General features: G+C 41.7%; 7 protein-coding genes. All 7 read left to right on the forward strand.

What is annotated here, in order from left to right:
- Nucleotides 1–482 precede the first annotated feature (482 nt).
- The 7 genes from DDZ16_RS20360 (at nt 483) to DDZ16_RS20390 (ending at nt 13,287) form a co-directional block, all read left to right on the forward strand.
- On the forward strand, nt 483–5,831 hold the full coding sequence (locus DDZ16_RS20360) for an Ig-like domain-containing protein (protein WP_109266329.1): 5,349 nt from the start codon (nt 483–485) through the stop codon (nt 5,829–5,831).
- A gap of 80 nt (nt 5,832–5,911) precedes the next feature.
- Nucleotides 5,912–6,655 (forward strand): class I SAM-dependent methyltransferase, encoded by a 744-nt coding sequence (locus DDZ16_RS20365; RefSeq protein ID WP_109266334.1) that lies wholly within the window; start codon nt 5,912–5,914, stop codon nt 6,653–6,655.
- A 753-nt stretch (nt 6,656–7,408) separates the two neighbouring features.
- A complete protein-coding gene (locus DDZ16_RS20370; RefSeq protein ID WP_146192275.1) occupies nt 7,409–8,176 on the forward strand; it encodes a hypothetical protein in 768 nt (255 codons plus the stop codon).
- Between the two features lie 366 nt (nt 8,177–8,542).
- On the forward strand, nt 8,543–11,182 hold the full coding sequence (locus DDZ16_RS20375) for an Ig-like domain-containing protein (protein WP_158275724.1): 2,640 nt from the start codon (nt 8,543–8,545) through the stop codon (nt 11,180–11,182).
- A gap of 21 nt (nt 11,183–11,203) precedes the next feature.
- A complete protein-coding gene (locus tag DDZ16_RS20380; protein ID WP_109266332.1) occupies nt 11,204–11,416 on the forward strand; it encodes a hypothetical protein in 213 nt (70 codons plus the stop codon).
- A 470-nt stretch (nt 11,417–11,886) separates the two neighbouring features.
- Nucleotides 11,887–12,879, forward strand: a complete 993-nt coding sequence (locus DDZ16_RS20385) for a glycosyltransferase (RefSeq protein ID WP_109266335.1) — start codon at nt 11,887–11,889, stop codon at nt 12,877–12,879.
- A 33-nt stretch (nt 12,880–12,912) separates the two neighbouring features.
- Nucleotides 12,913–13,287, forward strand: coding sequence for a four helix bundle protein (locus DDZ16_RS20390; protein WP_109266333.1), 375 nt, complete (start codon nt 12,913–12,915; stop codon nt 13,285–13,287).
- The last annotated feature ends 130 nt before the right edge of the window (nt 13,288–13,417 follow it).

A 13,417-nucleotide genomic window follows, 5' to 3' on the forward strand; every position in this document is an offset into this window, starting at 1 on the left:
CTTCGAAAGTTTCCAGCTTCTAACTTCTAACTTCCAGCCTCCAGCTTCCGGCTTCCGCGCGGCTGGGCTACTTTTATCTAAAAGTCTAACGATCTATTGTTAAATATGCCGCAAAAAGAATCAAAATTTCTTATAGTCGAAAGTTTCCAGCTTCTAACTTCCAACCTCCAGCTTCCGGCTTCCGCACGGCTGGGCTACTTAAATCTAATATCTAGACTAACGATCTATTGCGATAAAACTCCCGATGAATCTTAATTCTTTTTATTTGTGAACATGAAGAATATTTTCAAATGGTCCCCATCTTGCTCAACAAATTACAATAAAATCAAAAATCGACAGATACGGACGAACATTTCCCGCAACCTTTCATCAATAATTTTCGTACATTGATCAAATAAAATCATTATTTCGTCACAAATAACAAGTAACCCCGGAGTTCGTCGCGGAACCCAACCCGCCCCACTCCTCAAAACTAATGAAGTATGAAAAAGTTTTTACCTTTTCTGACCATTTTTATTTTGTGGATGAGTGCCTCGGCTCATTTGAGAGCTCAGGCACCTGGTGTAAACACTTACTTACCAGACCAGGATGCAACAGATGTAGCACTTGATGTTACATTAGAATTAACATTTGATATAAATATTGCATTTAACAGTAGTTCCACCAGATATTATGTGGAAATATACAAAGAGGGAGAAAGCCTTCCAGAAGAAGAATTCCAAATTCGGGGAGGCACTGCCGATGCAGGCCTGGCTATCAGTGATGCGACTTTATCAATAACACCTCAAAACAACTTAGATCCGGGAACCACTTACTATATTAATATTAGTCCTGATGGGATTGTTTCATTAAATGATGGCACTGGATACCCCGGAATTACAGACAACACCACCTGGCGATTCACAACAGTTCCCCGACCAGGATTAACCAGTAAATCGCCCACTAACTCAGCCACCGGTATTACCGGATCAGAGTCCCTGGTTCTCAATTACGATGAGGCTGTATCCCTTGGCAACAACAAAAACCTTCACATTTATAAAAGTGGCGGAACACTCTTTCAAACCATCAACACCACCGATGATGCAGGTTTAATATCAATTGACGGTACCAACACCCAGGTGACCATAAGCCATGAGGCCTTCACCGGCACTCAGGATTTTTACATTGATGTGGAGGAGGGTTTTGTAACGTCTCAGTCAGGCAATGTTGCGTCGGCTTCAATTGATGGTTCTACGGAGTGGACATTTACAACTGCCGATGGTCCGCCCATCTATTCCTTATCTCCTTCGGGAGCTCCATCAGGAGTAAATGGAGATCAAACCCTTGTCATCACTTACGATGAAAATGTGACTATGCAAAGTGGTAAAAACATTACCATTTACAATAGTAACGACACTGAATTTCAAACCATAAGTACAGATAACACATCACTAATTTCGTTTGACGGCGGAACCAACGCCATATCTATTAATCACAACCGTTTTGAAGGTGGTAGCAACTACTATGTAAACATTGATGAAGGAGTTGTTACAGCCAATGACAACAACATTGCTTCAGATGCCATGACCGGAAATTCGGAATGGTCTTTCTACACTGCAGATGCTCCTTCAATGACTTTCGATACTCCTGCTGATAACGCCATTGATGTAATAGCCAATGAAGATCTGATTATTGGTTTCAGTGAAGCAGTTTCTTTGCAAAGCAATAAAAACATCATCATTTACAACAGTGACGACACACCATTTCAAACCATCAACACAGACATCAACAGCGACTTATTTTCGCTTAATGGAACAAATGATGTGTTAACCATCAGCCATAATGCTTTTTCGGGAAGCAGTGATTATTATGTAACCATTGATGAGGATCTTGCAGTTTCGAACACAACGGCTATAGCTAGCGATGCTGTAACCGGAACATCTACATGGTCTTTCACCACAGCCAGCGGACCTTCTATCAGCAGTTTTACACCTGATGGAGATACCGGTGTAAGCGGGAACCAGCAACTTAATCTTAATTTCAGTGAAAACATTTCGTTGGGTGACAACAAGAACCTCAGCATCTACAGGTCATCAGACAACCAGCTCTTCCAAACCATCAACTCAACCTCGGACGCCAGCCTCTTAACAGAAGTTGATGCATCCATTCAGATTGATCACAACCCATTATGGGGTAATACCTCTTATTATATTCTGGCAGATGAAGGATTTGGAATCTCAACCGCTACGGGAATAGATGCAGAAGGGATCAGCTCAACAAGTCGCTGGGAATTCACCACAACCGGTGGCCCGACAGTTGAGTCATATGCTCCCGCAAATGCTTCAGGTAATGTTTCAATCACCTCACCATTGGAAATAGATTTCAATGAAAACATAACCCTGGGTTCTTCAGGAGCCGTAAACATTCACCTTTCAAGTGATGACTCTGTTGTTGAAACCATCAATTGGGACAGCGGTCAGCTCTCTGTCAGCAACGACACCATCACCATCAATCAGGCCACTTTAACACCGGAAACCGGCTATTACGTTACAATAGATAATTCCCTGATTCTTTCAGCAACCACAGGAACACCCTGGGAAGGCATCAGTGACCAGAGCTGGAGCTTCACAACAGGTGGGGCGCCGACCATAACAGGTTACTCACCTCTCAATGGAGAAACATCAGCACCTGTTAATCAAAAACTAACACTCACCTTTGATGAAAACATCAAAAGGGGATCAGCAGGGTACGTAAAAATCAGAACCGGTGATGATCAGTTTTTTCAGGATATCCCTTACGACGCGGGACAGTTGACATTCAGCAGCTCCGAATTACAAATTGCTCACACAGAATTTGATCCTGAAAGCACCTACTATGTTACTCTGGAAAGCGGAGTAGTTGCTTCTGCCTCAACCGATGTCCCATTCCAGGGTTTCTCCGATGTCAATCAGTGGCGGTTCACAACGGCAACACCTCCTTCAATTGATACATATGCTCCTACCAATGGCAGTACGTTAACTTCTGCTTCACAAACACTAACGCTAACTTTCAGTGAAAATATTGAAATAGGAACCACGGGATCGTTCCGCATTTTTTATTCAGGGGGAACATCTTTTCAAAACATATCTGTTGAGAATACAGAAAATATAACCATCACAAATAATGAATTGACCATTTCGCATGATGATTTCGCTCCAAATTCATCCTATTATGTTTTAATGGACCAGGGCTTTGTAAAATCTGTTGCCTCAGGGGTGGAATTTACAGGTATCTCGCAAACCGATCAGTGGACATTGAACGCACCGGCGGGGCCTCAAATATCAACTTATCAACCAGCCAATAACAGCATTGACATTGAAGTAGATTCTGTATTAACCCTCATTTTTAATGAAGATATAGTCCGGGGAACAGGCAATATGGTCATCCATTATCAAAGCGATGACAGTGACGCTGTAACTGTTAGTGCAGCCTCAACTACAAATCTAACAATCAACGATGACACCATTCGTTTCCCCAATCTCAGCATGCCGCACGAATCAACTCTTTATGTAACGATGGATGCCGGTTTTGTGAAGTCATCTGCCACAGGCTTTAATTTCAGCGGAATCAGCAGCACTACAGAATGGGTATTTACCACACTCCCTGAACCACCTGCATGGAGCAATGGGTATCCTTACTATTCCGGCATCAGTCCTTCGAATATTGATTTAGCATTAATGACCTCAAGGGAATCTGATTATTACTTTGTAGTCACCTCCAACTCTACACCCCCCTCCATCACGCAAATCATGAGCGGACAGAATTCAGGAGGAACGGCAGCACATGCATCCGGTAATGGCTCGTTATCTGTCACCACAGAATTCATCCATACAGGAATTGATATTTCAGGATTGTCTGAAGGATACCACTGGGTACATGCTGTAGCTAAAAACCCTACAAAGGAGTTGTATTCCAATATCGCCACCCTTCAAATTGACAAACTGGCTCCCGTTTCAACCATGTTTCCGGCTGATGGGACGACTCATTTTTCAGAATCAGGAAATATGATCATTTCATTTGATGAACCCGCATATTCATCGGGTGCCATTGTGGACAACACTTCTGTAACCGGGCTGGTCTCATTGGTTCTTGAAAGCGATGATTCACCGGTAAGCATTACAGCTACCATTAACGGTGCTGCGACCCAAATCACGGTGGACCCTGATAGCGATCTATCCCCCGAAACAAGTTACATCCTGACAATGTCAGCAATAGAAGACGAAGTTGGCAATTTGCAAAGTGGTAATACTGTTAGCACATTCACCACTGACAAACTAAATACCTGGACCGGAGGAGGAAGCGACCCGTCAGACTGGAGTGACACAGATAACTGGAGTAGCGGGAATGGCGCTTTTAGCGATGGAACCAGCATTTATGTTCCGGCTTCAGCCTCTGTTTTTCCTGAAGTCAGCACTAACAAAAACGTATACAATGTAAATATTGAGCCAGGCGCAGCATTAACCCATTCGGCAGGCACAATGACGGTAAACGGAGAATTTCGTCTGCAATCCTCTACCTCGGCCAATGCTTCATACATTAATTCAGGCGGTACATTGAGCATTGCTAATACCGATAGCGTAAAAATAGAGCAACACATTACCGATCTTACACATATATACAACATCAGCTCTCCTGTTTCCGGAGCCACTAAAAACAGTATAGGACTGAATGACCAGCTTTATTATTATGACAATTCAAGCAACTCCTGGATTGCAATGGGAGATACAGAAAACATGACAACAGGTCGTGGATATGTAGGAAAAAGCTCACAGAATCTGGTTTTTTCAGGTGCCATCAAAACCAACGGACAAACCATTGACCTGGTAAGAACACCTGCCGGACTTGGATGGAATTTAATTGGAAATCCTTATACAGCATCCATAGACTGGACTTCAACCAGTCTGGGTAAAAACAACATTGTGGATGCATTCTGGATTTATCTGGAAGATCAGGGAGGCTATGGTGCTTACAACGACCCGTCAGGTTATTCCGTGAATATTACAGATCCCAAAATTCCATCAAACCATGCTTTTTGGGTAAAGGTAAATGAGGGGCAGGATAACGACACAGGATCTCTGGTACTATCTCCTGATGCATTGTCCGTTAATACCAATTCATACCTAAAATCCACATCGGGCGCTAAATACCCAGGGTTTAAACTGGCTGCTCTTTCCGAAGGAGGCAACGATGAAGCTGCTGTAGCATATATACCTGATGCATCGCTCACGAAGGATCGCTATGATGCCAACAAAATGAGTAGCAACAATAACGAAGTGCTTCAGATTTACACCCTCGATGGCAACAATGACAAACTTTGCATCAACAGCGTTCCGGAAACCTTTTTTTCAGAAGAGATCCAACTGGGATATACCGCAGGAAAAACGGGAACGTACACTCTCCAAATGCAGAGTAACTATTTACAACCGGGTGATGAACTTATTCTTTCGGATAACAATACAGGCGCAGAACACAATCTGAGTCAGGAAGGCTATTCGTTTAAAGTCGCCAATTCAGGAACCAATGAGACCAGATTTAAACTTAAAGTGGTTCAATCAGTACCTACCACCGAAAAACCGATTGAGGAGGTAATCGAAAAGTGCAGAATTTATACACAGGAGAAAAACATCATTATTGAAACTCCGGGCATAAAAAACATGAAATATACGCTTACAGACATCAGTGGGCGTTCAATGGAAACGGGCGAACTATTGCCCAATACCACCAAACGCATTAAGACACCTCAAACCGGTATATACATACTTACAATAGTCTCAGACAAAGGGAAGGAAAAACACAAGGTGGCCGTTAAGTAGCCTGAAAAAAGACCTGGATCAAATAGTCCGGGTCTTTTTTTTTAAAAACACTAACTTTGCCTTTTCAAAAAAACGACGCATTGAAGACATCAAACCATAGAAATTCTTCCGATATAGACATTATCGGGAATGCCTGCCGCGATTATTTCAATCATCCTGATGAAGATCTGAAAATTGAAGTTTGGAGTGACATTGCAGAAACGGATTACATACCCGTCCATTATCTGTTCCGACCATATACCGACATGCCTGTATTGGAGCAGAAAGCCCTGGCAGAATGCAGGGGTAAGGTTCTGGACATTGGCGCAGGTGCCGGATCACATGCTTTATGGTTGCAAGAACGAAACATTGAAGTTACAGCACTGGAAATATCGCCCGGCGCCTGCGAAATCATGAAAAAAAGAGGCGTTAAAGAAATATTACAGGAAGACTTTTTTGAACTGCCAGAGTCTGAAAAGTACGACACCTTACTTTTGCTCATGAATGGAACAGGCATTATAGGCTCCATAAGCAGGATGAAAAAGTTTTTTGAAAAAGCAAAAAGCCTTCTCAAGCCGGGGGGGCAAATCCTGGTAGATAGTTCTGACTTACGTTACCTGTTTCTTCAGGATGATGGCAGCATTCTGATAAACCTTAATGACAAATACTACGGAGAAGTTGAATACCGCATGAGTTACAAACGCCAAAAAGGCAGACGTTTCCCATGGCTTTTCATTGATGATCAACTGTTAGAATACCATGCTAACAAAAATAGCTTTTCTTTTGAACGAATTGCAGAGGGAGAGCATTTTGATTATCTGGCCAGGTTGATTGAAAAAGATTGAGGTTATGGTTGAGGTTGAGATTAAGTAATTTAATCACTTTAACAAAGCCATACCTTCCTCTCATCTATTATCAAAACACACTCACCAAAAAGATTTGAACGTTCATGCCAAAACATTAAAAAATCCATTTCATTTTTTGTAGATTTACTTAGAAACAGATTGTTAGATTTTTAGATTTAAGATTTAAGATAAAGGCTTAAGTTTATTTTTGCGTGTTTTGGGAATCGAACCTTACCAATGGAAGATCAGGCGCGGCGGATTCTTTCTGGAAAAGCGGCAGAGCCGAAGCCAATCCACCGTTTTACCTCTGGTGGCGGATCGGAATCCGCCAGACCTAATTCGGTACTACTTTTCAGGAGGACCAATGATGCTCTTTTAACTTTAATATGGTGACTTTGTCCTTGCAAGGCCTTGCACTATGTAATGTCTAAGGGCAAAAACGCATTTTTAAACTACAGCCAAGATAAATCATAAAGTGCTTATAAAACGGATCTTTAAAGCAATTACACATAGCTCCAAAAAGTTGTTTTACAGTTTTTTACAATCCCGAACCATCGGGATAACGGAGTATTGACTCAGAAGTCCATTTCAAATACATTTCATTTCTTAACCCAAGCTGTTGATCAATAATCCACCATCAACTGCTATTCCCAAATTCAAAGGTCAAGTCGGAAAATCAAAACCTGGTTTTTTCAATAATAACACACTTATCCCAAACACTTAACCAATTACCATAACCAAATGATCTTTACCATGAACCACTCATCACCAAAGCCCTCCCCCCTTCAAGGGCTCCTTATCGAAAAAAAAATTAAATGTCCGGCGTGTCTGGATATATTCAGAACGAATTTCTTTCTACCCAAAAACCTTAAAGCCCGGCTTTTCTATTCCGACGGACAAACAGACATATCCCCAATCACGCATCCGACAACTATTACCAATTGTGCTTTTTGTGGTTTTATTTTCTCCATTGAACCTGCAACACATGGAACCAACCAAACAAAAACAACACCCCCCGAAACCTTTCTTTCTGCACCTGCCAATCCCGTGGGAAAACCAACTAAGATCAAAGACTATTTGCTTTTTCTGCGAAGGGGCGTTGCAGCTAATTTAAAAGAGGAGTTTGTGGCCAGAAAACACTTGTGGTGGTGGCTTAACAATAAAAGAGAAGAAAGCTCACCCCTTGATCATTGTCTGGAGGACATATGGTACCAAAACATGGAGAAGATGCTGCGAATCATGGATTGCGAAGCAATTGATAAACCGGCTATGAAAGCCGAACTTTTAAGAAACATAAGAATGTATGACCAATGCCTGAACACACTCAATAAACACGAGGACAAAATTCCGGACAACTTCAAAAATCAATTAAAAGAACAATGCTCCCAAAAGAATCCCTTTCGTGTAAAGCTCCAAACTGACGGATTTGGCGAAGACAATAAGCATCAGGAAGAAGGTCACAAATGGACTAATCCCTTCATCGAAGTTTCAATTTACAAAAACGAAGATATGGAGGATTGAAATCGTTCACATTTACCCGGCAGACCTGCCCATTTTCAGCGTTCAGGTTTTCAATCCTTTATTAAACCAACCGATCTCCGATCACCGAAGACTGACCAACGGAAGACTGATTACTGACCACTGATTACTGAACACAGTCAAGCCTTTCATCAACACTTTATCCCCCTTCATCAACTTACCCCCCTGCCGAAGAACCCTTCAGTAGGCTATCTACGTAAAAACTAATAAATTTACATCGAAAACTATTGTTATTAATTCGTTATTTTTCTAACAATCGAGATTTCTGACATTACATTTTTTGGCTTTCTGACAACTGCCAAAAACATTTTTTTGAACATGGTTAAACACAGGGTTAAATTTACTACTATGAGAAAATATTTACTTAAACTTGGCCTTATTGGGGTGTTTTTGTTCAGCATCACCAATGCTTTTGCCCAACCTTCAGTGACAGGATATGATCCAATTCAAGGGGCGACCGGAGTACCAGTTGACAAAACTTTGACTTTGACGTTTGATGAGGATATTCAGTTTAACTCTAGGGGGACTTATTATGTTGACATAAAGTATTCAACTGATAGAGGAGAAATGTTCTTTGATTATTTTGCAATAAATGATGGAGTTCCAGATCCAGGGTTATCAATTAATTCTAATCAATTGATAATTAATTCTCCTTTAACTTTAAATAATGACCAAAAGTATTATGTATTAATCCAAGGCGGAGCAATTCAAAACACTTTAAATGAAGATTACCCAGGAATTACTTCAACCACAGAATGGTCTTTCACAGCCGAAGCACCACCTAACCCTCCCATAATATCCGCCCTTTCCCCTACCGATAATGCCACCAATGTTTCATTAACAAACGACCTGGTAGTCACTTTCAATGAAAACATTGTCAGAGGGTCGGGAAACATGACCATTTACAACTCTGATGACAGCGATTTTGAGACTATTCCGGCATCTTCCACCAGCAAATTAACTATTTCCAATAACCAACTGATTATTGACCATAGCGACTTTGCTTTGAGTTCAGGTTATTATATTCTTATGGATGCAGGGTTCGTTAAATCAGAATCATCCGATGCAGACTTCGGCGGAATTAGTAGCACGGACACCTGGAACTTTGAGACTGAAAGCACCTTTGCCTTCAGTAGCTTATCACCATCTGACGATGCCACTGATGCCATTCTTCCCCAGGATTTGGTAATTACCTTCCCCGAAAACATCGCACGCGGAACTGGAACTATGACTATTTACAATGGAGATGACAGTGATTTCGAATCATTTATTTCCTCGTCAACAAAACTTAGAATTATTGGAAATCAATTAAGAATTTCTCACACTGATTTGGTACAGGGGAATGATTACTATGTTCAAGTTCCGACAGGTTTTGTAGAGTCAGCTGCAACCGGCAATGATTTTGAAGGCATTACCGATGCAGCAACCTGGAATTTCTCCACCTCAAACCTAAATATATGGTCTGGTGACTCAGGCACCGATTGGGCTACTTCAGGCAACTGGGGAACCGGAGCTTTCGACTCCAACTATAATGTTTTAATCCCGGCAGGTTCAACAAATGATCCAACCATCACCTCATCGGATAATATTTCCTTAAACGACTTGTACCTGGAACCCGGAGCAACATTAACACAAACCGGAGGTTCCCTTTCAGTGTCCGGCACCTTTACACTTGCCTCCGGCACTGACATTAATGCTTCCTATCTGCCATTAGGTGGAACGCTCCCTGCTACCATTAGAGCAGAACAGGAAATCTCTAATGCGGCAGCCAGTGACAACTACTTTATCGCTTCCCCGGTAACGGGAGCCACTAAAGGTGCAGCAGGCATCACTGATGCTATAGTCTATTACGACAATCCATCCAACAGCTACATATACCTGAACAACGATGCTGATGTTATCACCAATGGTCGTGGCCATGTAACACGCAACCCTTCAGACATTGCTTTCATTGGCTCTCCACAAGCTGCCAACACAACCATCAATGTTGAAAGAAATGCCGACGGCGGACTTGGATGGAACCTGGTAGGCAATCCTTTTACAGCGTCAATAGACTGGAGCCAGATAACTTTAACCGACGTTGAGAACTCTTTCTGGTTGTGGCTTAATGAATCAGGTATTTATGGCACATATAACGGATTTACCGGCATCGGAACGGTTATTGAGCTTCAGGATAATGGAGGCATTATTCCTTCCAACCATTCTTTTTGGGTAAAAGTAAACGAAAATGATCCGGATGGAGCAGGCTCTTTGGATATCCCGCTCTCTGCAATGACTATAAATCAGAATTCGTATCTTAAATCAACCGCATCATCAACCAAATATCCATCGCTGAAACTTGCTTCCAACTTAAATGGTCAAAAAGATGAGTTTGCAGTAGCACTGGTTCCCGAAGCAACAGCAGGCAATGATAAGTTTGACACTGAAAAGAAAGTCAGTGGCAGCACCGTTGCTGTAGAAATATTCACCCTTGTCAATAACAGTAAAATGGCCATTAACGGCTTACCTTTCGATGAGGAACAGCTCGAAATACCTGTTGGCTTCTTTTCTGCGGCTACCGGCAAATGTCAACTATCTCTTTCTTTAAATACCCTTTCAGAAGATCAGGGCGTGATGCTTTTCGATCGTTCCAACGGCCAGTATACAGATCTATCAGGTGGTGCATCTTACGAATTTGATGTCACCTCGGAAGGATATGTAAAAGACCGGTTTTCTTTGATTATTTCAAAAGCAACTGCCACATCTAACGAAGATATAAATGAGCCGATTGAAAAAACATGGTTTTATTCAAACAAATCAGAAATTATTGCGTATATTGGCAAATTAATTGAACCAAGGTTCAAATTGGTTGACATAAATGGCCGCCTTCTAAAAAGCGGAAGGTTAAATCCACAAAGCCGAAATACCATAACGGTAGATCAAAAAGGAATGGTTGTTTTAATTGTTGAGTCGGCCGAAGGAACCAATACATTCAAAACTGTATTTTAATATAGTTACTTGAAGGTCTTAATGGAACAAAAAAGAAGAAAAACATATAATAAACCTGAGCTCTCAACCATTTATCTCGACAGAGATATTGCGCTGATGATGCAAAGTCCAAGTGAAGAGGAGCCTCCAGGCCCTCCCTTAACAAGTGGGGCCGGGACATCCAATACCTCTACCGAAACCACCCAGGAACCCCTCAAGGAGAGCAACTTCGAGGAAAATCCCTTTGAGCGATAGAGCATATGCACCAGCATGATAAACACAAACGACCTCTTTTTAGGGGTCGTTTTTTGTTGTTCCTACCGAACTGTCTCAAAAGTACAATAAACCAGAGGCGTGTGTCATGTTGAGCGTAGTCGAAACATCTGCTTATCAAACAAAAAAAGATTCTTCGACAAGCTCAGAATGACATAAGAAACGACAAACTATTGCCCTCCCAACACAAGCACAATAGACCGTTAGATTTATAGATAAAAGATTTAAGACCACTTCTACATTACTGCTAACATGCACCTTACCACGCATTGCACGTAAATAAACATCAGACGATTACAAAATCTCAACGAAGGACTCAAACAAAAGGAAACTCCAAACCACCTCAAATTAGAACCTTTGCGTCACAGCGTCTTTGCGTTTAGGCTTTTTTGATGCACAATAAACCTTATATGGTTCCAAAAAATCCTATATTTGAAAAAAAAGAACCATCAATGCCACTAATTTCATTTATCATACCGGTTTACAACCGTCCCCAGGAAATAGACGAGTTACTGGAATCAGTCTCTTATCAGTCATTTAAAGATTTTGAGATGGTTATCGTTGAAGATGGTTCTACTCTTTCTTCACAAGACATTATTGAGCACTGGAAATCGTCCCTTTCAATACGGTACATTCTTCAGGAAAACACAGGCCCCGGCCCCGCCCGGAACACCGGGGCAAAAGATGCTTCAGGGGAATGGCTTATTTTTCTGGACTCCGACTGTTTATTACCTGAGAACTACACTTCAGAAGTAGCTGACAAACTTAAAAATGCCCCATTCGATTGCTTTGGAGGGCCTGACAGGGCGCATGAGGACTTCAACGCCACACAAAAAGCCATAGGGCATGCCATGAGCAGCCCTCTTACAACCGGCGGCATTCGTGGAGGAAACAAAAAGCTGGACAAGTTCTACCCACGTAGTTTTAATCTGGGCGTTAAAGCCAATGTTTTCCATGAAATAAAAGGCTTTTCAAACATGCGGTTTGGAGAAGACCTGGACTTTAGCATGCGGCTTATTGAAGCCGGCCACCAAACAGCCCTTCTTCCCGATGCATGGGTCTGGCATAAACGGCGTAATACCTTCAGATCATTCTTCAAGCAGGTTTTTAACTCCGGAATTGCCAGAATCAATCTTGAAGCCCGCCATCCGGGAACAACAAAAATTGTCCACCTGTTGCCCTCTCTCTTCACTATAGGATATCCTATGCTTCTGTTTTTAGCCTTTTGGCACCCCTTGTTCCTGACACTGTTTATTCTGCCTCCCGTTGCCTTCTTTTTAGATGCGCTGATCGGGCTTAAGCAGTTTATTCCCGCCATTCTGGCTATTCCCGCGTCTCTTACCCAGTTACTTGGCTATGGCTCCGGATTTCTCACAGCCTGGTTTAAGAGAAATATTCTTAAGAGTAAGGAGTTTACGGCTTTTGAGGAGAACTTTTATCAGTAAGCAGTGGTCAGTTGACCTGCAAATAATTAAAAAATGGGATTTGTAAGTAGTTCTAGAGAATTGGAAGTTTACAAATTGGCAAGACAAATGAGTCTTGAAATTTATACATTGACACTCTCATTCCCCAAAGAAGAGAGATATTCTTTAACTGACCAAATAAGAAGATCGTCCCGTTCTATTGGCGCCCAGATAGCAGAAAGTTGGGCAAAGAAAAGATACGAAAAACATTTTGTCAGTAAACTAACAGATGCGGATGGAGAGCAACAGGAAACACAACATTGGATCGAGACAGCTTTTGATTGCGGGTATATATCAGAAGAACAGCAGCAATTTTTTCTATCCAAATATGCAGAGATTGGCAAAATGATTCAATCAATGATCAATAAAGCTGGTTTGTTTTGCAAGTAGCCATGTTCCGTCCTGAAATAGGTTGACCGCTTTTGAACATTTTCACTAAACATTCAAAAGACGGTTATTATGAAAAAGAAACGTTCACAATTTCAATTTAGATCAAGTCGTTATTTTAGTGAGGACTTCA

It is taken from the genome of Marinilabilia rubra (assembly GCF_003121985.1).
In the GTDB taxonomy this organism is placed as follows: Bacteria; Bacteroidota; Bacteroidia; order Bacteroidales; family Marinilabiliaceae; genus Marinilabilia; species Marinilabilia rubra.

Excerpts from the sequence above, each read along its gene's own strand:
- DDZ16_RS20385 (WP_109266335.1), top strand. The coding sequence starts at position 11,887 with ATGCCACTAATTTCATTTATCATACCGGTTTACAACCGTCCCCAGGAA.
- DDZ16_RS20375 (WP_158275724.1), top strand. The coding sequence starts at position 8,543 with ATGAGAAAATATTTACTTAAACTTGGCCTTATTGGGGTGTTTTTGTTC.
- DDZ16_RS20370 (WP_146192275.1), top strand. The coding sequence starts at position 7,409 with ATGAACCACTCATCACCAAAGCCCTCCCCCCTTCAAGGGCTCCTTATC.
- DDZ16_RS20360 (WP_109266329.1), top strand. The coding sequence starts at position 483 with ATGAAAAAGTTTTTACCTTTTCTGACCATTTTTATTTTGTGGATGAGT.
- DDZ16_RS20380 (WP_109266332.1), top strand. The coding sequence starts at position 11,204 with ATGGAACAAAAAAGAAGAAAAACATATAATAAACCTGAGCTCTCAACC.
- DDZ16_RS20390 (WP_109266333.1), top strand. The coding sequence starts at position 12,913 with ATGGGATTTGTAAGTAGTTCTAGAGAATTGGAAGTTTACAAATTGGCA.